Source organism: Klebsiella sp. WP4-W18-ESBL-05 (assembly GCF_014169075.1).
GTDB classification, from domain to species: Bacteria; Pseudomonadota; Gammaproteobacteria; order Enterobacterales; family Enterobacteriaceae; genus Kluyvera; species Kluyvera ascorbata_B.
Genome location: NZ_AP022057.1, coordinates 3,934,005 through 3,960,171 on the forward strand (window position 1 = coordinate 3,934,005; position 26,167 = coordinate 3,960,171).

Here is a 26,167-nt window from a genome sequence, read left to right on the forward strand (position 1 = left end):
GATTATATATGATTTGAATAAAAAAAACGCATTCCGGTTAGCTTTGGGCATAAAAAAAGCTGGCATGAAGCCAGCTAAACCCTTTTAAAATCATGATTATCCAGATATGGATATTCCTTATACCACCAGCCTTAACCCCTTATCGCCGCTTGTCTCCAGTATTTCGCCACGTTCTGCGGCCTCGATAAAGTCTCCCCACCATTGCATTAAAACCCGGCGTTTTTCCAGATAGTCGCTACGGTTATAAACATTTCGAATCGCATCCGCACTTTTATGGGCGAGGGCAGCCTCAATCACGTCAGGATTAAACCCTTCATCGTTCAAAACGGTCGAGGCCAACGCCCTGAATCCATGAGGAACTATCTGCCCTTTAAACGCTGTTTTATGTATTCCGGCCTGAGTAGCACATCGTGAGATCGGCTTATTTTCTTTTCTCCATGAGGGGAAAACATAATCGCAGCGCTTCCACTTCTCGGCCTCTTTAAGCACGTTTATAGCCTGGCTCGATAATGGTACTACGTGGGGGCGCTTTCCTTTCATCCGGCTTGCAGGGATTTGCCAGACTGAATTATCGAAATCAATCTCATTCCAGAGAGCGCCGCCAGCCTCCGTAGGTCTGACCATCGTTATGATCTGAAATAATAAAGCCAGTTTCGACGGCTCCCATAAGCTCAACTCGTTCCATGCGCTTAAAAATTCTGTCAACCGCTCTTTCTGTAAAGTCGCTCTTGGTTCGTTTTTTTCAGCCGGGAATGCTTTACCAATTTTCGATAGCGGGTTGTGCTCAATAACCCCAATGTTTACCGCATAATCCATTATGGCGTTAATGGTAATAACCATTTTCGTAAGCGTTGACGGCCTTTCCCTGAAAGGTTTAAAAGCCTGAATAGTATCGGCTGCGTTTATTTTATGTACCGTGGTATGCCTAAAAATCGTGGAAAGATGCTTCAACGTCACATTGTGCGATTCAAGCGTGTTGCTCCTCGCACCTTCTTTGATCTTGATTTTTAGCCATTCATCGGCAACGGCCTGAAATGACTGCGCGTACATTTTACGCTGTTCATTCCTGGCATCTTTTTTGACTTCGTTCGGATCTATCCCTCGCGCTACCATACGGCGCAGTTTCGAACGTTCCTCCCTAGCTTCGGACAAAGTAAACTCCGGGTATCGTCCAATGGTATAGGTTTGTCTCTTCTTCGTTACCGGGTGTACATACCGAAAACGCCATGACTTACCGCCCCGGCTTGTGATGTAAAGCAACAAACCGAAACCATCGTGCAAACTGAAATCCTTGCCCTGTGCCTTCGCGCTTTTCACTTCGACGCTAGTTAGTGGCCTAACAATCATTCAACACCTCTCTGGCTACCATGTAATGCAAACGGCGCATGATTCTCGTTCTAGTCCCTCATGTACCGAATCAAAGCGAAATCCGGCGAATAAATCCGCACATGTTCGGAGTGTCATTTTTATGGTTCAGGCCAGTAACGCCGTATGATTCCGAACGATAACGCACTGATTAATAGATATTAGTTGCATAAGGTACAGATATGTAGTCATTGGATTATCCTTTGCGGTTAGACCAGAAGTCGGCGTTTTGTTTGTTCAGGGAAGCGATGCTGGTCATGCCCATATTTGGACGTTGTGCATCGCCCGTGGTGCTGCGGGTGTTTCGCCCTTTGGCAATCTCAGACACGGCGTTAAACGCCATATCTACCGATTGCTTGGGCAATTTGCGGATATCCGCATCACCGACAACCTGGCGAACCAGTGTTTTGTCAGCGGCAGCCAGCACATCACGTTTGAACGCGGTCGGTTTCACCTTACGGCTCAGATCGATACCCGGGACGATAACCTCGGCACGATAGGCAGAGTCACCGGTAATCGTGGTTTCCTCTTCGTCGTTATCGCCCGTCGCAGTTCCTTCGAGCTTAGCCAGCAGGGCTTTGAGCAAGGTTTTGATATCGTCCTCGCTGTCGCCGGTTGGCTCTCCGCCCATTTCCGGCTTTTTGTCCGGCAATGGTTGCTGCGGTGAAAGGTTAATGTTGAGGTTAACGCCGCTCGGCAGATCCCCTTCGTCACCCGTTACCGCCGCTGGCGCAGAGTCCAGCAGTTCGTTCATGGTGTCAGCGTCACCCGTTTTGATGGCCGTGCGCATGCGGGTCCACCAGCTTTTCTTTTGATTTGCCATTGTGTCTCTGTCTCCAATTGCACAACGATTTCCGGCTCTGCCTTTAGGGACAAGAGCCACATGGTTTCCGGTAATATCGACCTGCTCGGCTTTACCTGGCTCGGTCTGCTCGTACTCCGCGTCATAGCCACATGACACCTGTCGCAGACCATCCTCAATAAGCTGAATGGCGTTTTCGTCTTTGACGATAAGGTCAGCCAGCATTAAATCTGACTGCTCGCCAGTGCCACGCCTGATGTTCTGAAGATGCCCGTTTGCCAGCTCTTTCCAGTTCTGCGGGTTCACCAAACGGACATTACCGTCTTCGTCTTCCGGATGAAGGATGGTGATACTCATCCCTTCAAAAGAGGCAAGCGTCGCCGGGTGGAATACCTGCTCTGGTGATCGTGTTACGACGATTTCACCATGCTTGTCAGGCTCAAGATTTGGCAGGTCAGCCGCGCTATACAGCTGAGTTCCTGTTCTGGCTACGGGGACGTCTTTGCAAAGCAATGAGCCGTCAGCCAGGCGATAGCGAGTCTCCCCCAGTTGGGTGTAGAAGAAATATTTCATCCATCCGCCGCCTTAGTGGATTTAATAAACTCACGCAGCAGATGCTTTATCTGACGCGCATTACCACGACCTATAAGTTGGCAGCGCTTTGCTCTATCACCAACAGATTGATAAATAGCCTCTACGCCATTGTATTTAGCAGTGATGCGCGTAGCTTCGCTGGCCTGTTCTTTCAGGAAATAGATTGTTTTTTCCATGGGTTACCTGCAATTCAGGCGAGATAGGGATGAGGTGTCGGGAATACGATTTCTTTGTAGCAACGGCAGTTAGGTAACTCCCCGGCGTGACCGGTCATGCCGTCAAGCGTTGGAGGTCGGCCCCATTCGACAAACTTCCCTTCCATCTCTCGATGAGAATGCCGGACGTCGCCATCTTCGGCTGTACGCCAGATATAACCATTCGAGCCGATTGACAGCGCACGCGCCTGATCCAGTGCACCGGTTGCGCGCCCAAGCTCAGTCCGGGCGATAAGGTTCGCTCGTGAGCGTGACACGTCACCGGACGCAGCTATCTCTTTCGCGAATGGCTCAGCGCGGCCACCAGTCACAACGGCCTCGATGGCTTTGTTCTGAATGTCATACACCCGATCGGCGGCCTCAAGAGGCAGCGATTTGATGTACTTAATTTGCTCGGCGACGATGGATTTCATCACCTGGCCTACCGGGGCGCGGTCGACCATGTTGCGTAGTTCTGCGCTGATGTTCCGGCTGTGCTGACGCCACTGCTTTTCATTCTGGCGCGCTATGTCTGCGGTGAAGTTCTCAGCAACCTTCGTCGCCCAGGGGGTGATGATTTCGCTGTAGCGCTCCAGCGCATCCATTATTTCGGTGACGCTATCGTTTGAACCATCGTAGCGCCCATTTACGATATCCCCGACCGCCCGCGCTATCTGCCGTAGGCTCGTTCGATATCGGATCTCCGCCTGGCGACTCTGGCGGTTTGTCGCCAAGTTCGCCGATGCCTGGCGGCGCTTCGTCTTCGGCATTCTCGATATCCTCGTCGGTAATGGATGCCCCGATGCCGGTGACGTCAGAGTTTTCGCGCAGGTCGGTCATCGCCGCCTTACGCGTCATCAATCCGTCGCCCAGCGCGGTACTGATCGCGTTGGTGGTGTTTACGGCCACCGTTGATCGGTCAACGTCTGACATTTGCCATAGCGGGTTAAACTCAAACGTGAAATCGTCAGGCAGCGGCTTTCCGAGTTCCGAGCGGTGCATAATGTCTAGTATCCGGCGCATCGGCAGCCGTAAGCGGCGCTCCTGCAATGAGCTCACCCGGTCGTAATAGTTGGCGAGGTCTGCATCACCAGTAGAGAAGCCTTTCGGGGATTGACCGAACAGGCGTACCAGCGGGATACCAACGGCACCGCTGATCTGCTCAGCAAACTGCGAAAGAATGTCATCCAGACCGCTGAAGCTGTACTGGTGGGTTTCGAACTTATCCCGCGAGTCCATGAGCGTCATGCCTTCATTGCTCTGGAACTGGCGGATCAGGTCGATGTTCTTCAGCAGCGCCTCGAACGCCGGGCCTCCAAGCGCGATAAGCTCGCGCAACTTCTCCACGCTATAGGTACGCAGATGCGCTTTATAGACCAGCTGCGCCGCGCCGACAGTGGCGCTATCGAACGCAGTAAGCCGATCCCAGATACGCTCTACAACCGACATTCCCCATTCGTTTTCGGTCATCTTCTGCTGGAATGGCAGCGTGACGCCATCAAAGCGGATCAGGCGGCTGTGATGGATGCGCCAGGCCGGAATGCCCGTTGCGGTGGTCACCACGTCGTAAAACTCAGGCTTGCCGAGGTCCGGCCCCATCTCTTTAATGCGGCGTGTCAGCACCGGGTTAATCATCCAGCGGTCGAGCGGGAGAATGCCCTTAAACTTGCCCTCGCCAATGGTTTCGAGTCGCAGCGGGGTCATTGGTGCTTGCCCCTCGATCATGATGAAGCCGACCGCGCCGCCGTAGAGACGCGACCATTTCAGCACGTCGTTCAGCGCATCCCAGATCTGCAACTCATCCAGTTGCGCTTCGAGGGTGCCACGGTCTTTGGCGTCAATCTCCGAAGTGATGCGAATGCCCTTTCGGGTCATATCGTCCGGGATAGCGTCGACCGCTTCACCGATAACCCACGAACCGCGATATGACCATTCCACCAGCATGCGGTTGCGGCTGGTGAAGTTCGCCCGGTAGGTCGATGCTGAATGCTGGTTAGGCGTCTGCATCCCAACGCGGGCGACGAAGTTCTCGTAGCCGTCAGCGGTGGCCTGTGCCGTTCGCTGAGAGGATTGCTTGTTTCGTGCCATCAGGCCTGTCTCCCTAGCAGCTCCCAGATGTTCAGGGCTGAATTCATTGGCGCGTAGCTGATCATCACCGAGTCGGCGAGGTTCGGCGACTTGGTGCCGTCAGGCTGTTTATCAACAACGATTTTCCCCACACCGTTAATGGAATAGGTCGGTTGCGACAGCTCGATGATGAGTTTGTCTTTGCTCGCCATGGCGCTGCTGATTGAGATAATTTCGTCCGGGTTGTAGGCCATTCCCTCAACCACGGCGCGATAGGTGTTCTGGAAAAGCTTGCGTAATTGCCACCAGCTCTGGGCCTTGGCGTTAGCAAAGAAGTCCTTGTTCAGGCGGGCGGCCTGTCCGTTGTCGCCGCGCACCGCTTCGTCGTCCGGATCAAACACCGCGCCGCTACCGCGAAACGGTGTGGCGAGTATTGACGGTCGGCGCGCAGCGTTACGCAGTTCGTTGATGGCGCGTGCATCGCCGCGAACGCCAGCGCCCAGGCCGTCCTCGTCGAAGCGAAATTCTTCGAGGTTGTCCTGTTCGCAAAAGCCGAAGACCTTCTCAACGGACTGGTAAATGTCGCTGCCCACGCCGGACCATTCCCGCACGTTCTCCAGGAGGAAGCCGTGACGGGTCGAAAAGGCGTTTTTGTCCCGGCCTTCGTCGGCGACGTCCATCGCGCCCAGGCGTTTGCCCGTTGGCTGGATGCCCAGCTTAATATGAGCGTCGACGGCAGCCTGTACCCAATCGGACGGGATCAGGACGCCTTCCGCAGATGCGCTGTAGTTCAGGTCAAGTTCCTGCGCTACCACCACCGGATTGTCGATTTTCTCGCATTCCCTGCGATACCACTCTTCATCCTTGCGCGGGTCATTTCGCCAGTGGAATGTGAATACCGGTATCTTCCCGCCGTGACGCTTCTGCGCGAACGGGTTCGCCATGCCGTTAACCGAGCTCAGGTCGATACGGCAGCGGGTGGTTTGCGACAGCGCCGCGTCAATCAGCAGAGGACGCTGGAGGAATGCAGCCTCATCCACCAGGTAGAGGGTGGTACGGTCACCACGACCGATATTGTCGCCAGCCTCGCCTTTGATGACCGCGCCAGTATCGGGAAACTCAACGCGCATGTACGGCGCGTGCTTCTTCTCGTCCCACGAACCGCGAAACTCGACGGGCAGCGTTTCCACGAACTTGCGCGCCTTCCAGAACAGCGCCTTCGGGTCTCCGGTGCTGTCGACGTATTCCTCTTTACGGGAGCCGAAGCCGATGACCATTTCTTTGTTGAAGAGGCAGAGCGAGCAAGCCAGCCCGATCGCCGTCCAGCTGAGCCCCATTTCGCGACTCTTTTCGGTGATGCCGTTCTCCAGCCGTTCGCGCCGCTCCATGATCCAGTGAATCCATTCTTCCTGTTTCGGGAACAGCAGAAAAGGGATGGTGACCGGCAGGCCATAATCGATGTTACGCGGGTCAGTCGTCATACCCCAGTCGATGATGAACTGTGCCGGGTTGGTGCGGTAAAACTGCTTTAGCGCTGGCAGCATTTCAGGGTTCTGGCGAATGCGCTGTAAGCGATCCATCCGCCATTCAAAAACCATCTGGTAATCAGGGTTTCTGAAATCGAATTCAAACGGGAGAGGCATGATCACCCCATCATCTTGCGGTAAATCTCTGCGGCCTGATCTGCGGTGAGGTTGGTCGTCTCGGTCTTGATCGGGCCGCCATCCTTGCCAGTGCTTTCAACCTTCAGCTTATTGGTGTAAGCGTCGCCAACCTCTTTCGCGGCCTGTTCAATCAGCTGCGCCGTCAGGGAGAAGTTTTTCATCCCCTCGGTTTTGGTTGCCATGCGGTCAAGCACGCGGAGGCGATAGGATTTGTTCGCGATCGGAATGTCGCTGGTTTCGGTCAGGAACCGTTCGCGCATCGCGTGGAACATCTCGATCCACTTTTTGGCGAGCGTCTTACCGCTGGCCTTCGTGGGGTCGTGAGATTCAGCCTGCTGGCGGGTAATCTTGATCCCGAATTCTTTTTGGACAGCCTCGACCACCTGCGATGGCGTGTCATAGCACGCAAGCGACTGAATGATGAAGGCTTTCACATCAGGTTTTAATGCAGCCATAAATCACCATTCGTCTTATACAGTCCAGTATTTAAGCCAGTCGCAGCATGCACGTCCCGCACGCTCTGGCAATATCGAGATGAGCAACCTCCGCTGGCTGATTCGCCGCATCAATCATTTCCTGCACGTCCCGGCTTGCACCGTAACGGCGAACCACGCCCACAAACTCTTCCACGTCATGGCCGCGCAGCTTCAGCTTTGGCTGCCCTTCCTGCGTGAACTTCGGCGCGCCAAATTCATCTGTCGCCTGGCAGATGTGATAAAGCTCGTGCTCTATCAGCGCACAGAATTCCAGATCGGAACATTGCGAGCAGTAATCAGCGGCCAGCGTGATGATGAACTGCGGCACCCTGCCGAACCATTCATACATCTGCTGCTCCATCCGCGCTTTCTGCCAGCCTCCAGCCCGCATTGCCACTTCTTCCGCCTGCCCCAGCACGGAACGCCCTTTCTTCTCGAAAGCGTTAGACGCCCAGAGAAAGCACAGATCCGCTTCAAGCAAATGCTGGTGGTCATGGTTGTAGAGGTCACCCTCATCGCTCAGGATGTGCTGATTCAGCCACTCGCCAACGTCATTAGCGGGCATAATGCTGATGTACGGCTTCGGGTCAGGTGGCATCGTAAAATGCGCTGGTGGGTGTGGTCTGTTCATGAATAATTCCAGTGCTCCATTATCGAAGCCCCTCAATGAAGGGCTTCTGTAATGCCGCGATCAGCCAATAAGTAATTCCGGCTGCGTTACCTGCATGATGTGCTCATGTTCGAGCTCCAGGACGCGCTTCTCTTTCTTCCGCTCGTTCATCAAACGGCTTCCGATCGTGCCTTTCAGCTTTGAGCGCGTTTCTTTGATGGCGTAGCGATGCTGCAATTCTTCACCTATCGCCATGCGCCGGTTTAGCTGCTCGGCCATCCAGTTGAAGGCATTGATGTAACACTCCTTCACTGCGGCAGCTGTTTTGCCAGTGAATCCCATCACTAGCATCATGCATCCGTCGCGGGTGATGTTATACATAGGCTGAACATCGCCATTTTTATCAATGAAATCAATGGGCGCAAAATTGCGCTGGGTGAAGTCATCGGAGCATTTCAGGTTACGTATGGCACGCAAAACGTCTTTGTGTCGCTTGCCAAAGTAATCCGCCACCTTGAGTGATGTGGTGATTATCTTGTTGTCGAGGGTCGTGACCATTTCGCGGAAGTCGAAGGCCGGAATAACTGACGGATTATTCATAGCGTCTTTACCTTTTAGAAAGTGAGCCTGTCTCACAGAAAAGCCGCCCGAGAGAGGTCGCCACCTATAACGGCATTTCTCAGGCTCGCTTACTGAAAGGCTCTCGTTAATATGCGCGTGAGATGCGCGTTTACTGCGGACATAAAAAAGCCCCGCATCGCGAGGCTCATTAAATTGACTTTGTGATTTGCAAAAAAATTATTTCAGGCATTGCGTCCTGATGTATTCCTGCAGGTAGTTAACCTGCGCGGTTATCCTGTCGATTCCACTTCGGAGACGGTAATAATTGAGTTCAGCATCTGCTGTAAGTCTTGGGCTTTCTCCATCGCCCATGCTGCTGGCTCCGGTCGTTGACTTTGCACAGGTGGCGGCGACTTGCAGCCGCTTACGGCCAGCAATGACATCGCTATGCAGACGCTCAATGGTTTCTTTCGCATCAGCCAGTTCTCCGGTGTATTTGGCATCCAGTGCAGCGACATCACGCTGGCGGGTCTGCATGTCTTTAATGGTGGCGGTCGCCAGGAGGAGTTTCTCAGTGGCCTTATCGCGCTGGTCTCTGTAAGTGATGGCGTTGTCGCGGTAGTGGTTCACGAAGAAAGCCAGTGCGCCGATTAACGCCAGCACCAGCAACTGCAGCCAGTAACGCTTAACCAGTGCGCTAATCATGACAGGAACAGAGCTCGCTCTGCCTCCCGCCGACGTGTCAGCCCATTCAGCACCTTCCCACCAGCTTTATTCCAGCGCAGGAACTCATCGGCTGCACCAGCGTAATCTCCGGCGTTGAGTTTTCGCAGGAGAGTCGATGTCGACAATGACCGCGCACCGAGGTTATACGTGAACGACACCAGGGCATCGAACTGGCCTTGTGTCAGCTTCACCCTGACAACTTTCAGCACGTCATTCTCATAACCAACAAGCCCTGTTTTCAGAAGCCTGTCAGCGGTTTGCTGGTCGATAGTCATACCGCGCTTTACTGGCTTTCCGTCAACCGGATGGGTCCAGCCATAGCCGATGGTCCACGGCGCATCTCCCGTTCCGGGGTCGGGGTAAGCAGTCAGCCGACAACCTTCAAATTTTTTTATCAGAGCAATTCCGTCAGGACTGGTTTGCATCGTCAACTCCCGCCTTTTTTGCTGCAAGTTTTTTAATCAGATTGCCGATCGAATCGGTGCCGATGTATCCAATAAAGACGCTGGCTATGTAGGCGAGGTTGCTGCTCAGGCCGATAAAGTCCAGAAGGTCACGAACGAACCAGGCAATCATCGCGCACATCAGCGCATCAATTAGCGTTTTTGTTACCGCGCCGCCGTTATAGCGACCACGCAGATACGCCATGATAAAAGCCAGCATTGCACCAATACCCTGCTCCTTGGCGGCAAGTAGCGCAGCGATGAAATCTTGTTTGTATGGCATTTTCATAGGCCTCACCTCCGATTTTCCGGATGGTGCTGTGTGTGATAGAAGGGTCAGGCTTCACGGGCTGGATTTATCAACAAAGCACGTAGCGGATGATTCCCGTGAGGCCTGAATATGAAAAAGGCCGCCCGTAGGCAGCCCTAAAATGCAGAAAACCCCGCAGAAGCGAGGTTTTATTAATTTGGTCGTCAACCAAAGCTATGGCGACAATATCAGATTTACACGAAATATATGCCAATTAATCTACTTTTGCAATACTCTGCTGCGAAAATATCGATTTTTGTTGCGAACGTGTTTTTGTCACGACGAGCAATGACTCTCGATCCAGGCACCCAAACAAGGCGAGCATAGCCTCCCAATGCTCTGTAAACGTCTTGGACCAGTTTTTATCCTCTACACCTACCATCTCAGCAAGCTCGCAATACTTATACATTTCACGCCCTGCGAGCCCCGCCTTCACATCCTGCGCCGCCAGCCAGATAAGCTGGCGCAATCTGTCTATGGTCTTCTTCGCTATGCGCTTCCCGGCCAACTGCGCGCTGAATTGTTCCCATGCCCAGCGTGTTATGGCGACCTGATTGTCCCAACAGGTGTTTTCGCTGTAGCTCCATAGCAACCATGCCTTCTGGGGTTCTTCGAGTGACATTAGCGCGCGGCGCCACGAAGCTGTGGAGTATTCAACCGGCTGTACCAAGGGAATATGTGATCCCTTAGCATGCGACTGTTTGCCCGGTATCGGTGGGTTATCCAGCGTAATCATTTTCCCGGTGACTTCATCCAGCACTCGAGGCTTTTTACGTTTAAACGTTCCAGTATCGAACTGTGCGTTCTCAAGCCACGCCATCAACTGCCCTTTCGTCGCACCACTTAAATCGGCGGTGGCCACCATCAGCTGCTGGCGCACGTATTCAAGAAATTGAGTGTTCATACAGCACCGCCTATGGTTTTGATGTAGTTCTTCAGTATTCGGTAGTCCGTCAGCACTGAGCCGGGGAAATGGTATAAGCGCAATCTTTGCCAGCGGACGCGGAGGTGATCGGCAAAGTAGGTTTCGAATGTCACGCGGCCTCCTGCTTTTTCAGTTCTTTGAGTTTTGCGCGGTACTCATCGCGGATCCGGATGTAATCATCGCGTTTCCATTTCGGTAATTCGTGCGGCCCCATCAGCACGTCAAAGCCGGCTTGTCCGATTTTGGCGATCAGCGCCGGGCGGTATGCAGTCAGATTGCCGGAGAGGTGGTTATTACAGGGGGCACACTGGCGATGACAGTTGTCTTCGTTGAATCGCAGTTCCGGGTTAGCCCCCGTCGTGCGGAAGTGCCCGGCATGGTACTGCCCGTCATGCTCTCGGCCACAGCTGATGCACGGAAGTAGTCGATCCCGGTACCGGATGAATTCGTTGAACGCCTGCTGGGCCTGCTTGATGAAGTAGCTGAGCGGCTTCACTGCTATTCGGCGATCCGCCTGGCGTTTGCGATCGTCCTTTTCTGCCTGCAGGCGAAGCTTTTTCTCTTCACGTTGTTTCTCGGCTTTCGCGGCATCATTTGTGGCTTTGCCGTGTACGCACGCACATTCATACGAACAAACATATTGCTCAGTGCGAACAGGGAAAAACCATTCCCGGCATACAGTGCACTTGCGGCGAGGTTTCTTTTTCAGAATGGCAGGCATTGTTGTCCACCTCCCTGAATCGCATTTAGCTCTCTGCGATGAGAGTTTAGATAGCTATTCCAGTGTGCTTTCCGGATGATAGCGGCCTGCTCTTTCTGAAGGGCTGGCTCGCGAATGGCTTTGCCTTTTCGGTTGTGATCCTCCCGGATAACTTCACCTTTAGCGTGAAGGGCTTCGCATAAAGGGCAATAATCACGGGTCTCCATGCCACCCGCTTTGCCTGAGAAAAAGATATTGCCGTGCCATGTTCCGCACTCAGCACACATCGGCGCGTCGCACGTAAAAATTCCCCGCGCATTGCTGAGGTGGTGGTTTTCGTCCTCATCAGCATCCCAGCCAATGATCCCGTCGCATAGCAAGGTTGCAGGTTTACCGCAGAACAGGCATTTCGCTGATTTAGCCATAATCACCCCCAGACCTTTTGTCGAAAGGTTCTTGGTGTACGCGCCGGATGCTCGCATTCAGGTAATTTTGCGCTGACAGTCCAGGTGATATTGTCGCAGTTCAGGCTACGTTCTACCGTGGCGCCACGACGGCGGTAAAAGGCCACCAGCTCGCCGACCTGCTCGGTTGTGCATTCGTGATGGTGGAACCAGGGATATTTCATCACCATCACCCCGCAAAGCTCATGAGCTGTGCAGCGGCGTTTTCCGCTTCTCGCTGAGTCTTGAATGCCCGGGACAATACCCAGCGCCACAGAACATCGAGCGCGGCTTTGTACAGCTGCTGGAACTCGGTTTCATCCATATTGGCGAAGGCAATGCTGCGGGGGTGTTTGCGAAGGGTGCCGTCAGGAAGCTGTATAGCGTCGTAATGGCCAGACTCGACGATCACCCAGGCGCGATAAGCATCATAGGATTTGCAGATGCTGATGCTACCGGCGCGCTTATCGGCGATGCGGTCCAGATATTGCTCGGCAGCATCCAGGAGTGCTGCTTCGCTTCCCGCGAATGAGGCAAGGAATTTAGCGTACCCGGTTACCAGCTTGCGTTCGTTGGAGGAGATCGCCACGCCAGTAGGTTCCCAGTATTCAAACCCGAAATTCAGGAGCGCAAAGAAACGGCGATGGAATGCGGGATTCCTCACCTGACGAAATTCGGCTACCAGCACGGCGCCAAGTTTGATTTTTGATTGCAGAATATCGCTGGTCTCCGGCGTAGCGGGGATCAGGATTCCTGATGATTGCTTAATGAGTTGTAGTTCGTGCGCCATGGTGTTCTCCGTGGCGCGAATGTCCGGGTGTCAGTTGTTCAGGCTGACAGGGATATTATGGCTGGGCGTTGTGGCAAAAGCAATTTAACGCCGACAAAAAAAGCCTCCGAAGAGGCTTGTATGTTATTGATTCCATTGTGACATGTCACACTGCTAATTTGGTTTCGTGCCAGCCACGCGTAACCCAGCATTGCGAATCACCGTCGCACGGGCACGACTTAACTGGCAGCGCATCGCCGCATTTACCGCAGCGGTTCGCGCTGATTGACTTGATGCGCCCACGAACGCGAGCATCGTCCTGGCGAATCAGCATCGCAACGTATTCGCTCATTTCATACGGAGCTCTCCCCGGGCGGCGTGATGCACAATTGCGCTCCAGCATCTCCAGTTCCTGCGTATCAAGTATGAGCTCAAATTTACGCCCGCCAGCAGCAGCTTGCCGGGATCGCTGGGCGGCTTTGCGTTCAGCGGCAGATTTAGCCATGACCGGACTCCTGAATAGCGGCACGACAGGCTTGTTCAACATGTGTGCGTACCATTGCCCGGCAACCTTCCTCATTGTCGGCATAAGTTGCCATAATTCCATTTACTGCCGCGCTGATCACAGAATCAGGTACTGGCTGCGGCGCTGGCTTAATATGCTGGCGCGGCTCTCCGTCCTTCGGCTCAGGCCACTGGCGCGCCATGTTCACTTTCAGCTTTTCTTCCATCGCTGCTGTGATTTCGCCGTCAGATATACCGGCGCGCCGCTGGGCATCCCACAAGAGAAATTGGAGATCCGCCCACTCGGATAAATCATCTGGCGCGGCGGCTGCCTCCAGCGCTTCTTTCGCAAGGTGTTTCAGCGGACCGATTGGGCCAACATCACCAAAGGTTTCATGTGACCATGCAGCGTGCCGATCACGTATCAATCTGCGTAATTGCGCCGATGATGCCGACTCGCCGATATTGATGGTGATGCGTGGTTGCATAGGCGGCACCTTCGGCCCTTTTGCTGGTGGAAATTTATCAGCCATCAGTATTCTCCCCAGCTATATTCTGATGCAATCGGCCCCGGCTGGTTGGCAGCGAGGAATATATCGCTATCCGGCAATTTTTCGACCTTACAGCGATATCCCTCGGAAATGATCCCGGCTTCACGAAGACCGGCAAGACACAGGCGCGCTGTTTCTTCTGCGAGCTGAATCTTGCTAATCTGGTGGGTTTTGCGACGAACAAATGCCTGTAAAGCCTCTTCCATGGTGTAATGGTAACTGGAGCGATCAGCACCTTTTAGGCAGCGTTTAACATGGTATTTCTGGTTGGCTGGCTGCCCACCGGTCCGGTATTTAATAAGCTGCTCATTGGTCATGTACGGCATATCTTCGACATGCCAGAAAGTCTTCTCTGTCTCGCGAATGATTACGCGCTTCCACAAAGTGACGATCGGGCGGCCTTCGCTGTCGTTCCCGTCATGGTAGCGATAGCAGTATTTTTTGCCTTCGGTGATTCTGTTCATGCGGCACCTTCCTGAATATCAAGACCTTTGGATTCAATGCGCTTATGGCGCTCCCAAAACCACTGGTGAAGTTCCATCAACTCTTTGTCGAGTGGCGCGTATTCGCGGTCAAAATAGGCTTGAGCGTCTTTCTCATCCTCGCTAGGTAGTTCACCGGGACCAAACAGGGTGTTAAAAATCCAGTCCATCCCGTTCTTGGCGTCGCCGGTGGTGCGCCAGTCGATAACAGCCGCTTGCATGACAAGCAGGTTCTTACCGAACATCCGATCAAGCTCTTTGAAGCGATTCCGAATGTACTCGTTCTCGTCTTTCAGCTCGGCGTTCTGCTTCTCTGCGTCAGCCAACACATCAGCGCGAGCACGCTGCACATCCAGTTGCGTAGCCAGTTCACGCACCAGTGCGGCAGACTCAGCGCAATGCAGCTCTTTCGCCAGCGCATGCCCGGCAGCTACGAGTTCTTTGGTTTTGTTGGTCATACCGCACTCTCCTGATGAATGATTTCCAGATCCAGCTTTTGAGCCAGAGCATGTTCCGCTTTTGCGCCTGCGGAATTCTGCCAACCGGACAGCAGGAAAATGCCGTCAGCGCAGCGGAGCATCGCGAGACAAATATCCATGTACTCTGGCTGGCTCAGGCCATCGGGAAGCGTCGCGGGGTTTAACACCACATGACCTTCCGAAGCCAGGCGCATAGCCTCAAAATGGAACGCAGGGCGGTTATATTTCGGGATGCCGGTCATTGGCCCAGCAATGTAAATTTTCATCAAAATTCCCTCTTTTTGTTGGGTCTGGCATCATTCGCGCGGCGTTTCTGCTCAGCAGCAGCCTGGTCGCAGTCGTAGATCGCACCGTTACGCTGGTCACAATAAACAACGCCAGTCGGGCCGTGGCGGTTCAGGCGCAACAGCAATTCGGTAGCCGCCTGATCTGCGTTTTCGTCGTATGCGCCTTCGCGGTAAATGCCGATCCAGTAATCGCAATCCTGCTCAATCTGCCCGGTATCGCGGGAATCGCTCGGCATCGGGCGTTTGTTGGTGCGCTTCTCCAGATCGCGGTTCAACTGGGTAAGCAGCACCACGATGCAATTCAGTTCCTTCGCCAGGTTCTTCAGCCCCTTCGTGATAATCCCGTAGGCCAGATCGTTACGGTCAGCCTTGTCTGCGGTCATCAGGGTCAGGTAGTCCACCAGCACCATGCCGACAGCGCCGCGTTCGCGTTTAATGCGGCGTGACTCTGCGACGATGTGCGCCAGCGTGATCCCGGGCGTGTCGTCGACGTAAAGATTCCCGGTCTGGGCCAGACGTCCACCAGCAGCAAAAGCCATTGCCACTTGCGCATCGTCGTACCGATCGCCATAAAACACGTCGGTATTCACGCGGCTGACCTGCCCGATCATGCGCTCCACAATCTGCTTATCCGGCATTTCGAGGCTGAACATCAGCGCGGGGAGTTGCTCAACTTCGGCACAGTTGACGGCCAGCTGGCTATACAGCGTGGTTTTACCCATCTTTGGACGTGCGCCGATCACCATCAGAGCGCCTTTAACCAGCCCTTTCGGTTGCAGCAGGTCATCCAGCGAGCCAATCCCCGTCGACAGTCCGCGCGTTGCGTCTGAGTCGCTCCAGCGCGCTTCCACCTCGTCCACCCAGTCGCCCATCACTTCCGAAAACTCGCGGAGCCCTCGGCGGTTACCGGTTTTCGCGTAGTCAGCGATATCGGTGAACAGGGTCTGAATAGCGTCAAACTTCTGGCTGGTGGTCATCCCGTTGCGGGAATACAGCAGCTCGGTGGCGCTGGTCAGCTTGTCGATGCCGTAGCGCTCCATGGCTTTTTCGCGCACGAGCATGGCGTAGTGAACGATGTTCGCCGCGCTGGGGGTGTTTTTGGATATTTCAGCTAGGTACGCAAATGTACCCGCCTGATCGCCAAGACCTTTCGATTCCAGTGACTCAATCAGGGTGATCAGGTCGATGGGCTTCTGGTTGGCTACCAGCTCCCGCATCTCAGCGAAAATCACCTGATGAGGTCGGACATAGAATGATTCAGGCTTGAGCATCGACATAGCTTTCTGGCAACGATCGCTACCGCTATCCAGCATCATTCCGCCCAGCACGCTTTGTTCCGCTTCGATGTTCTGCGGGATCATGTTCATGTCGGTCATAGCGCCTTCTCCCTGGTTTTCAGCAGGGTGTCAGAACGCAGCAGATAATCGAAACTGGCGCGCCAGCCCCGGTCGTTCTCCCCGAAATAAAACTTTGGTGCTCGCTCGGCGAACGCAGCGAAGTAATTCTCCACAGCCTCGACGGTTGGCTCTTTCAGTTCGGTCAGCAGGCGTTTGATAGCACGGCGACGTTTGTCGTTTAGTGCCTCTGCCTGGGGAAGGCGGTCTCCCAGGGTGGTGTTGTATGCAGACAGTACCGCCTGGTAGTCGATCTGGGTTTTCTTTGAGACAGGTTTTTCTTCCTGCCCGACACACTCCCCCTCTGGGGGTTGGGGGGTATTAGTATTTAATGTATTTATATGTCTTTGGTGTTCCCCTGAATTGAGGGATTCTTCTTCCCCTGATTTAGGGGATTCTCCCTCATTTTGAGGGATACCCTGATTTGAGGGATTATCCCCTGAATTGAGGGATTCTTCTTCCTCGTCATTTATCCCCTGTTTTGAGGGATTTTCTGTATCGCAGCTTTCACCGGCTGGCAGTAACCATTCGGCGGTGTTTTTATTCGGTCCAATACTCCTTCCAACCTGGGTTAGCAGGTTCATTCCTACGAGCTGGACGCGCGCCTCACTCACGCGCTTTTCTGGCAGCCTTGCTATCTGAGCAATCTGAGAATTGGCAATCCTGTCCATGGGCTTATTCCACCCATAAGTCAGGCGCAGAACAGCAAGCAGGACTTTGAATTGTCGCTTCGTCAGGTCAGCACCTGCGTATTCTTCCAGAAGCATGTTTGCCAGGCGCGTAAAACCATCATCAAGATCTGCCACCCGACGCTCCACGACCGTAAGAGCCGGTCTGATTGGTATGACTGTTGCGAGATTACCCACGGCTTTCCTCCTTACGCTTCAACTCCTCCAGGATGGCGCGCATCTTCTCGGCCACTACCGGATTAATCGAACGCACGAAGCGGTCGCGGGTATTGTTTTTATGTACAGCGGTCTGGTAATAGCGGTTGTTTTTTGCCATTATTCCTCCTGCAATTGGTCGAACATTTGCACCTGAAAGCCGTTGCTGTCTCACCAGCGCGGCTTTCGCCTTTTCAGAACAGGCCCGGCTGGGCGTTCCGTTTAACTTTTCGCTTCTCACAGCGGTCAGCGGGTAACTGCTGCTTCTCCGCCCACAGCTTTGCGTGCCGTAAAACATCATCAAAAATCTTCCCCTTTCTGCTTGCCTGGCTCATGCGCTTGTACATGTCGATAGCCTGGAATGCCCCCCCCCTGAGCCACTCCCAGAGAGAAACCGAGCTTCAGCAGCTCTTCACGCACATGCTTATCGATGAATTCGATATGGTTCATGGCTTAATCCCACCCCAGCGGCCCCGGCCTTGCCCGTTCGGCTTTCAGCCCGATATCAGCGAGCGTTTCGACTGAGGCAAGGTATTCACGCGATACCAGCACCGCTTCCGGTGGCGCGGCCTGAATACCTAGGAAGGCCAGCTCTTTCGCCATGGTGCTGAAATGCCCTTCGGCTTTACGCCTGCTGGCCGTCGACTCGCTGATGCCCATATGCTCGGCGTAAGACTTCTGGCCCACTGATGCAAGCCGGGTGAGCAGAACGCTCTCTATCTCAACCGGATTGATAACTGGCGGGTCTAACTTTCGTGCGATTGCGTTCTCCATTGGTGATAATACCCTTGTAAAAACATATGCCGCTGATTAAGCGGCGGCATCGGGTGCTTTTTCCCGGTCTGGGTTTGCTGCTTGACGCAACCATTCGGAGGTGAACTTCCCACCAGATGCGTCAGCAAGGATCTGTGAATAATTGGTTTTCTCTGTGTATTCAGTGCGCGGTAAGGCTGCGTTCTTAACCCACTTATGAATAGCCACATTCGACAGTCCGCATAGGCGAGCTGCTGCTGTTTGGCCGCCTACAGCTTCAATAGCGAATTGCATTGGATTCATAGCGTTTTCCATTAACCAAATTAACTACGGGTTAAGATTAATTCTTAACTGACAGTTATGTCAACTCTATTCGATAATTAACGCATGGTTAAAAAAGAAGATTTAAAAGAAGAGTTCTCCAAACGACTACACACTGCATGTCTCGATGCTGGTGTGGCGGGGCGTGGGCTCGCGGGCAGGATTCGTAGCGCATTAAAAGCTCAAGGTATTGACGTTTCTGAGCCAGGGATCTGGAAATGGCTTAACGGCGCAGCAATCCCAGATATGACAAACATCATGGCTTTAAGTAAATGGCTTGGGGTTTCTCCAGAGTGGCTTGAGTATGGGCGAGGCGAAAAGCTCGCTGAAAAACGATTATCTGATGATGCTCTCCCCCCTGTAAGTGAGTGGGGTACTGTCGAATCTTGGGATAGAAATACCCCTCTACCAGAAGATGAGGTTGAAGTGCCGTTCTTGAAGGATATCGAATTTGCCTGCGGGGATGGGCGCGTCACTGATGAAGATTACAACGGTTTCAAGTTACGTTTTTCCAAAGCAACTTTACGGCGCGTAGGTGCCAGCACTGACGGTTCGGGTGTTCTGTGTTTTCCAGCTTCCGGTGATAGCATGGAACCAGTTATTCCTGATGGTGCAACCGTTGCAGTTGACACCGGAAATAAACGAATCGTTGACGGTGAGCTGTACGCAATCAACCAAGGCGATTTAAAGCGAATCAAACAGCTTTACCGCAAGCCTGGAGGAAAGGTGTTAATCCGCAGCATCAATCGTGAATACGATGACGAAGAGGCAAACGAAAGCGACGTCGAAATCATCGGATTTGTGTTCTGGTACTCTGTTTTGCGTTACCGTAGATAGACATAATCCGGCCACTGAGCCGGATTTTTACACCCCTTTTCTAACGATCTCCGCAGCATCTCGATTAACCCCCTTCCCGATCACGTTCCCTGTTTCACGCCTTCCCCGTTCCAGCTCTTCGACAAGGTTATCTCTATTGATTGGCACACCAAATGCAATAAGATTAACCACAGCCATCCCGATCGCCCCAGAAATCAAGCCCGCACGCTCTTCATTAAAGTCCATAAGCACCTCAATAGCTGTTTTTTTCATCATATCACTCCACGATTAAAAACTAAATTAACCTATTTTTCAGTTGGTTATTAACCAAAATAAAAATAATTAACCATCGGTTATTGACAAAAAATAACCAACGGTTAATAATCATCTCATCCAAACAACACATTCAAACGCGAATGCCCGGGTAAAAGTTCTGGCAGCCGGGAAGACGGCAAGGGGATGAGATGGCTAATTACGGCACAACAACATTACCAAGAACCAGCGTCGTACCTGGCATGCTAGTCAAGTATCAGGGGCGCACATACCGCGCATCTGCAAACGTAGGCAAAGGGTTGTATCTGTTCACCCTGTTTGAGCGCCTGCGCACCACTAACGACGAGATAGAGGTTTATCTCAACCAGCACGGTAAACCCGCCATCCATTAGCGGGAACGTCAGTAAAACCGAATTTAACCGAATGGTCGGCTAATCAAGCGACAGGACTTCTACACCCAAAATTTAAGGATCAGCAATGTTCGACTTAATTAAGCACCTCGTTAAAAACGATATTCAGCACACCGTTTCTGATAACGGAAATATCACCGTCACCAACAACCTGGATCTGGAAGATGTTAGCGGCGTCGACGCCTTGCCGGACAATCTGACCGTGGGCGGCTCGCTCGACCTGCGCGGCACCAGCATCACCGCGCTGCCGGACAATCTGACCGTGGGCGGCTCGCTCGACCTGGAAGGCACCAGCATCACCGCGCTGCCGGACAATCTGACCGTGGGCGGCTCGCTCTACCTGCGCGGCACCAGCATCACCGCGCTGCCGGACAATCTGACCGTGGGCGGCTCGCTCGACCTGGAAGGCACCAGCATCACCGCGCTGCCGGACAATCTGACCGTGGGCGGCTCGCTCGACCTGGAAGGCACCAGCATCACCGCGCTGCCGGACAATCTGACCGTGGGCGGCTCGCTCTACCTGCGCGGCACCAGCATCACCGCGCTGCCGGACAATCTGACCGTGGGCGGCTGGCTCGACCTGGAAGGCACCAGCATCACCGCGCTGCCGGACAATCTGACCGTGGGCGGCTCGCTCTACCTGCGCGGCACCAGCATCACCGCGCTGCCGGACAATCTGACCGTGGGCGGCTCGCTCTACCTGCGCGGCACCAGCATCACCGCGCTGCCGGACAATCTGACCGTGGGCGGCTCGCTCTACCTGCGCGGCACCAGCATCACCGCGCTGCCGGACAATCTGACCGTGGGCGGCTGGCTCGCCCTGGAAGGCACCAGCATCACCGCGCTGCCGGACAATCTGACCGTGGGCGGCTCGCTCTACCTGCGCGGCACCAGCATCACCGCGCTGCCGGACAATCTGACCGTGGGCGGCTCGCTCGACCTGGAAGGCACCAGCATCACCGCGCTGCCGGACAATCTGACCGTGGGCGGCTCGCTCGACCTGCGCGGCACCAGCATCACCGCGCTGCCGGACAATCTGACCGTGGGCGGCTCGCTCTACCTGCGCGGCACCAGCATCACCGCGCTGCCGGACAATCTGACCGTGGGCGGCTCGCTCTACCTGCGCCCGGAGAAGATCACGAACGTTTCTTACCGTGAAAACTGCGGTTACTCCAGCCGTACCATCTTCGCTATGTGGACCGACAAAGAGTTTCGGATCGCCGCTGGTTGCTTCTTCGGTTCCATCGAGCAGTTCGAACAGGCAGTAGACGACAAGTATGACGGCAATGCAGCCGAAGCATACAAAAAGGCCGGGCGTGATTGTGTGGCAGAACTGACAGAAAAGCTCAATCCGAAAGACTGAATTGATTCCGGCAGCCTCCACGGTGCCGGGCTTCCAGAACAGGAGAAAAAGCGATGCGCTCCGAAAACCAACAGCAAGCCATGAACCTTATCGCGCTGCTGTGCCTGATGTACCACTTATCGCCAGCTGACCTTGAGGCCATCGCCCACCAGCTCGCGCACTTCGATGCAGTTTGTGATTACAGAACACAGGGGATTAATAATGCTGCGTGTCATTGATACCGAAACGACAGGGCTGGAAGGCGGCCCGGAAACCGTGGTGGAAATCGCCAGCGTCGATATTGTCGATGGTGTGATCTGCAACCCAATGAGCGACCTCGTTAAGCCAGGCGTGGCGATCGGTTTTGAGGCCATGGCTATTCACCATATCACCGAAGACATGGTGGAAGGCGCGCCGCTGCTCAGTGAAGTAATTGGCCGCTATCTGGGGGCTGATGCCTACGTCGCTCACAACGCGAAGTTCGACAAATCCAAGCTGCCGCAGATTGATGCGCCGTGGATCTGCACCGCCAAGCTGGCGCGTTCGCTCCTGCCGGAGCACAAGAGCCACAGTAACCAGTACCTGCGTTACAGCCTCGGGCTGAAACCGGAAGTACCGGAAGGGCTTTACGCCCACCGCGCGCTGTATGACTGCTACGTCACCGCCGAATTGTTGCTCTATATGGGCCGCCTGGCGAAATGGACGATGGGCGAAATGCGGGCCATCTCCAATAACCCTTCCCTGCTGCATGCGCTCCGCTTCGGTAAGCATAAAGGCGTCCCGTTCGCAGAGCTGGCAAAAACAGAACCGGGTTACCTGCGCTGGCTCGTTGCCAACAGCGACGACGAAGACGTGCTGTTTACGGCTGAACACTGGCTGAGCGGGGGTAAATGATGGGTACTCCAGTGCTGATCCTCGGTGATTCTGGCGCGGGCAAGTCCTACAGCCTGCGCAACTTCAATCCGGACGATGTGATGCTGCTCCAGTGCATCCCCAAAATGCTGCCGTTCAAGTCTGCGGGCTGGAAACTTCACGGCAAGCTGCTGCCAGACGGAAGCAAACAGCGCGGTAACGTTCTGCGCTCGGATAACTGGGAAACGGTGCTGGATACCATCTATCGCATGGTGCAGTCGAAAACGCGCCGCGTCCTGATCATCGACGATTTCCAGGTGGTCATGCAGCACGAAAACATGAACCGCGCGTACCAGACCGGCTATGCCAAGTTCACCGAAATGGCAGATCACATCTGGCGAATCATCATGGCGGCCACCGAACTGCCGGACGACTTCCGCGTTTATTTCCTGGCTCACACCGAAGAGACCGAGGGAAAGATCCGCATGAAGACTACCGGAAAGATGCTCAACGAAAAGCTGACGCCAGAGGGCTATTTCTCCATCGTGCTGCGCGCCATCAAAAAGGACGGCAAACACGTCTTTCTCATCAAAGGCGATGACAACGACACCGCCAAAGCACCGCCTGACCTGTTCCCTGATCAGACGGAAATGGACAACGACCTCCACGCCGTAGACGTGGCTATCACCGAATTTATGACCGAATTGTAACTCTGAGGAATTAACGATGAACCAACCAATGACTTTTATGTGGAACAACGAAACTGCTGAGATGGCGAAGAAAGCTGGCGCAACAGGCGGGATCAGCGAAACCGGCGCTTACGAGGGCGAAATCGTTTCTGCGGTGTACACCTTCGGGAAAGATGGCAGCCAGTCCCAGGCGCTCGAACTGAGCCTGGATTCCAACGGGCTCAAGGCGAATTTCCTGCGCATTAACTTCCTCGGCAAAGACGGCCAGCAGACTTTCGGCATGGGGCTGGTATCAGCGCTGATGTGGGTCGCCCAGGTCAAACAGGCGCAACCGCAGCAGGTACAGGGCCAAAACGGCATCGAATGGCACTGCCCGGCACTGGTTGGCAAAAAGGTGGGCCTGTTCCTCCAGAAGGTGCTGTACACCAAAAACGACGGCGGCGACGGCTACAAGTTCGAAGTGCGCCACGTTTTCCAGCCGGGAACGCGTAAGACCTACGCCGAACACGCTGAGAACGCCCCAGCAGAAGCGATCGCCGCGCTTGAAATGTCGATGAAGGATAAGGACGAACGTATTCACGGCGGCGCGCAGTTCTCTGGACCACGCAATACCCAACATGGCGGTAACCCTTATGCAAATCAGACTGGCGGCGCGCCACAATCTCGTTTGCAGCAGAACAGCGGTCAACCACCGGTAGACTTTGACGACGATATCCCTTTTTGAAGATGACCTTAGAGTTATCTGTAAAGAATGTAAACATAGACCCCTGTTAATTCAGGGTTGGCGCGGTGCGCCTTCCCTGGCTCAAAGAGAAAAACGGATGGTTGCTGCCGTGGGGTGAAGTCGTAACCAACCCACTAAAGGCGCAACGACTGGCTGAAGAACTTAACGAAAAGCAGGTGGCAGCATGAGATACGGATCTGTTTGCAGTGGGATTGAAGCCGCCAGCGTCGCATGGGAGTCGCAGGGATGGCAACCAGCATGGTTTGCTGAGATTGAAGCGTTTCCGTCTGCTGTCCTGGCTCATCACTGGCCGCAGGTGGCGAACCTCGGCGACATGACAAAAATCGCCGCTGCGGTGCGAACTGGTGATGTTGCGGCACCAGATGTGCTGGTGGGCGGCACGCCGTGTCAGGCTTTCAGTATTGCTGGCCTGCGCAATGGTCTGGACGACGAGCGCGGACAGTTAACCCTTTCTTACGTGGAATTAGCGAATGCAATCGACGACAAACGCCGCGAGCGCGGAGAAGATGAAGCGATCATCGTCTGGGAAAACGTCCCGGGCGTCCTCAGCAGCAAAGACAACGCCTTTGGTTGCTTTTTGGCAGGACTTGCCGGAGAAAGCAGCGAGTTGCAGCCAGCAGGGGGAAAATGGACGCACGCAGGTTGTGTGTCTGGACCACAAAGGATTATCGCCTGGCGCGTCCTTGATGCTCAATTTTTCGGAGTGGCCCAACGCCGCCGCCGTGTGTTCGTTGTCGCAAGTTCTCGAAAAGACTTCGATCCCACAGCGGTACTTTTTGAGCTCAACAGCGTGCGCCGGGATACTCCGCCGCGCCGAGAAACGCAACCGGAAATTGCCAGCTATGCTGGAAAACGCTCTGATGGCGGTAGTCACTGGGACAACCCAGCAAATCCACACCCAACCCTGAACCTGTCCAACAATATTGGTGGTATTGGCGCCAGCAATCAGGAAATTTTCAGCCAGCGCGGATCTGGGCTTGTATCAGACGCTTATTCCGATATTTCTCGCACATTGTTGGCGAAAGAAAACGACAGCACCGCAGAAGATTTGGACACCTACATTTTGGCATATGGCGGAGGCAATACTGGCGGAAGTATCGATGTAGCAACAGCATGCACTGCCCATAGTGTGAGAATGGACTTTGACACAGAGACTTTCGCTGTCCATGGCACGCAAGATCCTGACACTAATCACGAGTTGGCTCATACGTTGGGACGTAATCATGGTCAGGAAAACGCCGTGTGTTATGGGTTTAAACCCGGCCAGGGCAGTAAAGCCGGTGGCATTGGTTGGGCTGAAGAACAAGCCCCTACGCTGACTTCGGCACAATCAGGCACCAATCTGGCCCCAGCCATTGCTTTCGCGGAGAACAGTCGTGGTGAAATTCGTTTGCAGGGCGGCGACGGGCAAATAGCAGGCCCTCTATCCACTGGCGGAGGTAAACCAGGAGAAGGCTTCCCGACAATAGCTTTCAGCTACAAAGACCATGGTGCCGATGCGACCGTGGATATGTCACCAACGCTGAGAGCCGGTAATCACGATACCAGCCATGCAAACAGCGGTCAGCCACCTGCCATTTGCATCCAGCATGCGTCTATAGGTCGGCAGGATGCTGCTGGCCCGCAAGGCAAAGGCTATCAGGAAGATGTGGCCTTTACTCAGGATTCACGCGCATCTGCTGACGTTGTTCAGTTTGGCATGCAGGTTCGCCGCCTTACACCGGTTGAATGCGAGAGACTCCAGGGATTTCCCGATAACCACACTCTGATTTCGTGGCGAGGAAAAGCCGCGGCTGATTGCCCGGACGGACCGCGCTATAAGGCGATCGGCAATTCTATGGCTGTGCCAGTTATGCGCTGGATCGGTGAGCGTATCGCTGCGGCGCTCCAGATTGAAGAACCTACGCCGCGCATCTGGCAGCGGCCCTTCCTTAAATGGGCTGGCGGCAAATATTCGCTTCTGCCGGAACTGGATCGCCTGATCCCCGCAGGGAAACGCCTTATTGAGCCTTTTGTGGGTGGCGGCTCGGTGTTCCTAAACTCGGACAAGCACGAACGCTTCCTTCTGGCTGACGTCAACGCTGACCTGATTAACCTGTATCAGATGCTGGCGGTGGTCCCCGATTCGGTGATCTATGAGGCAATGAAAGCATTCAGGCATCTGAATGATGCCGAAAACTACACGGTAATTCGTGAAGCATTCAATGCGCAGCAGCTGGATGCCGTCGAGCGTGCAGCAGCATTCCTTTACCTCAATCGGCACTGTTTCAACGGCCTGATCCGTTACAACCTGGATGGTTTTTTTAACGTCGGATTTGGGAAATATAAAGCGCCATATTTCCCGGAAGAAGAGATCAGGGCATTTAAGCGGAAGGCTCGCGCATGCGTATTCATGAATGCAGGCTTCAGGCGCACGCTCGCGCTGGCAGGTGATGGTGACGTCGTTTACTGCGATCCGCCTTATGAACCGCTTCCCGGCACCGCTAGTTTCACTAACTACGCGGCTGGTGGGTTCTCATGGGATAGCCAGGTAGAGCTTGCGGAAAGCTGTGTGGCAGCCCACCAGCGGGGGGCAAAAGTGGTAATCAGCAATTCTACCGCACCGCGCGTAATTGAACTTTACGAACAGCACGGCTTTACGCTGCACCGCGTCAGTGCTCGCCGGGCTATATCCAGCAAAGGCAGCACCCGCGAAACAGCGAGTGATGTCGTAGCCACTTTGGGAGTGAAGTGATG

The 26,167-nt window shown here is 54.2% G+C and carries 37 protein-coding genes and 1 pseudogene; 8 read left to right on the top strand and 30 right to left on the bottom strand.

The genetic code is table 11. The features are described 5' to 3' along the window. Positions 1 to 117: 117 nt before the first annotated feature. The 29 genes and pseudogenes from H7R58_RS18825 to H7R58_RS18965 form a co-directional block, all read right to left on the bottom strand. Complete coding sequence (locus H7R58_RS18825; protein WP_109555198.1) at positions 118 to 1,347, bottom strand: integrase arm-type DNA-binding domain-containing protein; 1,230 nt, start codon at positions 1,345 to 1,347, stop codon at positions 118 to 120. 214 nt (positions 1,348 to 1,561) lie between these two features. After that, the gene (locus H7R58_RS18830) at positions 1,562 to 2,740 is read right to left on the bottom strand and encodes a DUF2213 domain-containing protein (RefSeq protein WP_182934488.1); all 1,179 of its coding nucleotides are present in this window, start codon (positions 2,738 to 2,740) and stop codon (positions 1,562 to 1,564) included. Beyond that, complete coding sequence (locus H7R58_RS18835) at positions 2,737 to 2,937, bottom strand: hypothetical protein (protein ID WP_049040992.1); 201 nt, start codon at positions 2,935 to 2,937, stop codon at positions 2,737 to 2,739. Before H7R58_RS18835 ends, H7R58_RS18830 begins: the two co-directional genes overlap by 4 nt. Before the next feature lie 14 nt (positions 2,938 to 2,951). Next, the gene (locus H7R58_RS18840) at positions 2,952 to 3,560 is read right to left on the bottom strand and encodes a phage head morphogenesis protein (RefSeq protein ID WP_054623430.1); all 609 of its coding nucleotides are present in this window, start codon (positions 3,558 to 3,560) and stop codon (positions 2,952 to 2,954) included. A 13-nt stretch (positions 3,561 to 3,573) separates the two neighbouring features. Beyond that, on the bottom strand, positions 3,574 to 5,043 hold the full coding sequence (locus H7R58_RS18845) for a DUF1073 domain-containing protein (RefSeq protein ID WP_000113515.1): 1,470 nt from the start codon (positions 5,041 to 5,043) through the stop codon (positions 3,574 to 3,576). Continuing rightward, positions 5,043 to 6,665 (bottom strand): TerL protein, encoded by a 1,623-nt coding sequence (locus tag H7R58_RS18850; RefSeq protein ID WP_182928346.1) that lies wholly within the window; start codon positions 6,663 to 6,665, stop codon positions 5,043 to 5,045. Before H7R58_RS18850 ends, H7R58_RS18845 begins: the two co-directional genes overlap by 1 nt. A gap of 2 nt (positions 6,666 to 6,667) precedes the next feature. Then, positions 6,668 to 7,141, bottom strand: coding sequence for a DUF2280 domain-containing protein (locus tag H7R58_RS18855; RefSeq protein ID WP_182934489.1), 474 nt, complete (start codon positions 7,139 to 7,141; stop codon positions 6,668 to 6,670). Between the two features lie 31 nt (positions 7,142 to 7,172). Beyond that, positions 7,173 to 7,793, bottom strand: a complete 621-nt coding sequence (locus H7R58_RS18860; protein WP_016243560.1) for a putative metallopeptidase — start codon at positions 7,791 to 7,793, stop codon at positions 7,173 to 7,175. A gap of 60 nt (positions 7,794 to 7,853) precedes the next feature. After that, positions 7,854 to 8,372 (bottom strand): Rha family transcriptional regulator, encoded by a 519-nt coding sequence (locus H7R58_RS18865; RefSeq protein WP_112026920.1) that lies wholly within the window; start codon positions 8,370 to 8,372, stop codon positions 7,854 to 7,856. Between the two features lie 198 nt (positions 8,373 to 8,570). Next, positions 8,571 to 9,038, bottom strand: coding sequence for a lysis protein (locus tag H7R58_RS18870; protein WP_001549455.1), 468 nt, complete (start codon positions 9,036 to 9,038; stop codon positions 8,571 to 8,573). Further along, on the bottom strand, positions 9,035 to 9,484 hold the full coding sequence (locus H7R58_RS18875; protein ID WP_016243559.1) for a lysozyme: 450 nt from the start codon (positions 9,482 to 9,484) through the stop codon (positions 9,035 to 9,037). The genes H7R58_RS18870 and H7R58_RS18875 overlap by 4 nt, the downstream gene beginning before the upstream one ends. Continuing rightward, a complete protein-coding gene (locus H7R58_RS18880; RefSeq protein ID WP_000783764.1) occupies positions 9,468 to 9,791 on the bottom strand; it encodes a phage holin, lambda family in 324 nt (107 codons plus the stop codon). The genes H7R58_RS18875 and H7R58_RS18880 overlap by 17 nt, the downstream gene beginning before the upstream one ends. A 235-nt stretch (positions 9,792 to 10,026) precedes the next feature. Further along, complete coding sequence (locus tag H7R58_RS18885; RefSeq protein ID WP_182934490.1) at positions 10,027 to 10,716, bottom strand: bacteriophage antitermination protein Q; 690 nt, start codon at positions 10,714 to 10,716, stop codon at positions 10,027 to 10,029. Then, positions 10,713 to 10,850 (bottom strand): YlcG family protein, encoded by a 138-nt coding sequence (locus H7R58_RS18890; protein ID WP_000142505.1) that lies wholly within the window; start codon positions 10,848 to 10,850, stop codon positions 10,713 to 10,715. The genes H7R58_RS18885 and H7R58_RS18890 overlap by 4 nt, the downstream gene beginning before the upstream one ends. Further along, complete coding sequence (locus H7R58_RS18895; protein WP_182934812.1) at positions 10,847 to 11,446, bottom strand: recombination protein NinG; 600 nt, start codon at positions 11,444 to 11,446, stop codon at positions 10,847 to 10,849. Before H7R58_RS18895 ends, H7R58_RS18890 begins: the two co-directional genes overlap by 4 nt. Then, positions 11,443 to 11,862 (bottom strand): hypothetical protein, encoded by a 420-nt coding sequence (locus H7R58_RS18900; RefSeq protein WP_182934491.1) that lies wholly within the window; start codon positions 11,860 to 11,862, stop codon positions 11,443 to 11,445. The genes H7R58_RS18895 and H7R58_RS18900 overlap by 4 nt, the downstream gene beginning before the upstream one ends. A gap of 2 nt (positions 11,863 to 11,864) precedes the next feature. Next, positions 11,865 to 12,071 (bottom strand): hypothetical protein, encoded by a 207-nt coding sequence (locus H7R58_RS18905; protein ID WP_182934813.1) that lies wholly within the window; start codon positions 12,069 to 12,071, stop codon positions 11,865 to 11,867. Continuing rightward, complete coding sequence (locus tag H7R58_RS18910) at positions 12,071 to 12,670, bottom strand: DUF1367 family protein (protein ID WP_182934492.1); 600 nt, start codon at positions 12,668 to 12,670, stop codon at positions 12,071 to 12,073. Before H7R58_RS18910 ends, H7R58_RS18905 begins: the two co-directional genes overlap by 1 nt. A 145-nt stretch (positions 12,671 to 12,815) precedes the next feature. Beyond that, on the bottom strand, positions 12,816 to 13,154 hold the full coding sequence (locus tag H7R58_RS18915) for a hypothetical protein (RefSeq protein WP_182934493.1): 339 nt from the start codon (positions 13,152 to 13,154) through the stop codon (positions 12,816 to 12,818). A gap of 130 nt (positions 13,155 to 13,284) precedes the next feature. Further along, positions 13,285 to 13,575: pseudogene (locus H7R58_RS25330) on the bottom strand (dATP/dGTP pyrophosphohydrolase domain-containing protein); the annotation flags it as partial. A 110-nt stretch (positions 13,576 to 13,685) separates the two neighbouring features. Next, positions 13,686 to 14,168: a hypothetical protein gene (locus H7R58_RS18925; protein ID WP_021241750.1), complete on the bottom strand. Its 483-nt coding sequence runs from the start codon at positions 14,166 to 14,168 to the stop codon at positions 13,686 to 13,688. After that, positions 14,165 to 14,644 carry an ead/Ea22-like family protein gene (locus H7R58_RS18930; RefSeq protein ID WP_413774304.1) on the bottom strand — a complete coding sequence of 160 codons (480 nt, stop codon included), beginning with the start codon at positions 14,642 to 14,644 and terminating at the stop codon, positions 14,165 to 14,167. The genes H7R58_RS18925 and H7R58_RS18930 overlap by 4 nt, the downstream gene beginning before the upstream one ends. Then, positions 14,641 to 14,931, bottom strand: a complete 291-nt coding sequence (locus tag H7R58_RS18935) for a DUF4406 domain-containing protein (protein WP_045399478.1) — start codon at positions 14,929 to 14,931, stop codon at positions 14,641 to 14,643. Before H7R58_RS18935 ends, H7R58_RS18930 begins: the two co-directional genes overlap by 4 nt. Further along, complete coding sequence (locus H7R58_RS18940) at positions 14,931 to 16,328, bottom strand: DnaB-like helicase C-terminal domain-containing protein (RefSeq protein ID WP_182934494.1); 1,398 nt, start codon at positions 16,326 to 16,328, stop codon at positions 14,931 to 14,933. Before H7R58_RS18940 ends, H7R58_RS18935 begins: the two co-directional genes overlap by 1 nt. Continuing rightward, positions 16,325 to 17,152, bottom strand: coding sequence for a replication protein (locus tag H7R58_RS18945; RefSeq protein ID WP_264986751.1), 828 nt, complete (start codon positions 17,150 to 17,152; stop codon positions 16,325 to 16,327). Before H7R58_RS18945 ends, H7R58_RS18940 begins: the two co-directional genes overlap by 4 nt. A 52-nt stretch (positions 17,153 to 17,204) precedes the next feature. Next, positions 17,205 to 17,351: a hypothetical protein gene (locus H7R58_RS25335; RefSeq protein WP_178328224.1), complete on the bottom strand. Its 147-nt coding sequence runs from the start codon at positions 17,349 to 17,351 to the stop codon at positions 17,205 to 17,207. 179 nt (positions 17,352 to 17,530) lie between these two features. After that, the gene (locus H7R58_RS18955) at positions 17,531 to 17,680 is read right to left on the bottom strand and encodes a hypothetical protein (RefSeq protein WP_182934496.1); all 150 of its coding nucleotides are present in this window, start codon (positions 17,678 to 17,680) and stop codon (positions 17,531 to 17,533) included. 3 nt (positions 17,681 to 17,683) lie between these two features. After that, the gene (locus H7R58_RS18960) at positions 17,684 to 18,004 is read right to left on the bottom strand and encodes a CII family transcriptional regulator (protein ID WP_114675778.1); all 321 of its coding nucleotides are present in this window, start codon (positions 18,002 to 18,004) and stop codon (positions 17,684 to 17,686) included. A 36-nt stretch (positions 18,005 to 18,040) separates the two neighbouring features. After that, positions 18,041 to 18,286 carry a helix-turn-helix domain-containing protein gene (locus H7R58_RS18965; protein ID WP_047716431.1) on the bottom strand — a complete coding sequence of 82 codons (246 nt, stop codon included), beginning with the start codon at positions 18,284 to 18,286 and terminating at the stop codon, positions 18,041 to 18,043. Between the two features lie 84 nt (positions 18,287 to 18,370). On the opposite strand from H7R58_RS18965, the gene H7R58_RS18970 reads away from it, so the two are divergent. Next, on the top strand, positions 18,371 to 19,141 hold the full coding sequence (locus H7R58_RS18970) for an XRE family transcriptional regulator (protein WP_182934497.1): 771 nt from the start codon (positions 18,371 to 18,373) through the stop codon (positions 19,139 to 19,141). Positions 19,142 to 19,168: 27 nt separating this feature from the next. Here the strand turns inward: H7R58_RS18970 and H7R58_RS18975 are convergent, their stop codons facing one another. Then, complete coding sequence (locus H7R58_RS18975) at positions 19,169 to 19,396, bottom strand: hypothetical protein (RefSeq protein ID WP_227674935.1); 228 nt, start codon at positions 19,394 to 19,396, stop codon at positions 19,169 to 19,171. 188 nt (positions 19,397 to 19,584) lie between these two features. On the opposite strand from H7R58_RS18975, the gene H7R58_RS18980 reads away from it, so the two are divergent. From H7R58_RS18980 to H7R58_RS25340, 7 genes are all read left to right on the top strand, one after another. After that, the gene (locus H7R58_RS18980; RefSeq protein ID WP_114675777.1) at positions 19,585 to 19,785 is read left to right on the top strand and encodes a cell division protein FtsZ; all 201 of its coding nucleotides are present in this window, start codon (positions 19,585 to 19,587) and stop codon (positions 19,783 to 19,785) included. Between the two features lie 85 nt (positions 19,786 to 19,870). Continuing rightward, positions 19,871 to 21,166 carry a leucine-rich repeat domain-containing protein gene (locus tag H7R58_RS18985; protein ID WP_182934498.1) on the top strand — a complete coding sequence of 432 codons (1,296 nt, stop codon included), beginning with the start codon at positions 19,871 to 19,873 and terminating at the stop codon, positions 21,164 to 21,166. Between the two features lie 201 nt (positions 21,167 to 21,367). Next, positions 21,368 to 22,039: an exodeoxyribonuclease X gene (gene exoX, locus H7R58_RS18990; RefSeq protein ID WP_021242891.1), complete on the top strand. Its 672-nt coding sequence runs from the start codon at positions 21,368 to 21,370 to the stop codon at positions 22,037 to 22,039. Next, positions 22,039 to 22,707, top strand: a complete 669-nt coding sequence (locus tag H7R58_RS18995) for a DEAD/DEAH box helicase family protein (RefSeq protein WP_000537165.1) — start codon at positions 22,039 to 22,041, stop codon at positions 22,705 to 22,707. The genes exoX and H7R58_RS18995 overlap by 1 nt, the downstream gene beginning before the upstream one ends. Before the next feature lie 16 nt (positions 22,708 to 22,723). Then, positions 22,724 to 23,410: a single stranded DNA-binding domain-containing protein gene (locus tag H7R58_RS19000; protein WP_182934499.1), complete on the top strand. Its 687-nt coding sequence runs from the start codon at positions 22,724 to 22,726 to the stop codon at positions 23,408 to 23,410. A 65-nt stretch (positions 23,411 to 23,475) separates the two neighbouring features. Further along, a complete protein-coding gene (locus H7R58_RS19005) occupies positions 23,476 to 23,598 on the top strand; it encodes a DUF1317 family protein (RefSeq protein WP_182934500.1) in 123 nt (40 codons plus the stop codon). Then, complete coding sequence (locus tag H7R58_RS25340) at positions 23,595 to 26,165, top strand: Dam family site-specific DNA-(adenine-N6)-methyltransferase (protein ID WP_227674937.1); 2,571 nt, start codon at positions 23,595 to 23,597, stop codon at positions 26,163 to 26,165. The genes H7R58_RS19005 and H7R58_RS25340 overlap by 4 nt, the downstream gene beginning before the upstream one ends. Positions 26,166 to 26,167 lie beyond the last annotated feature (2 nt).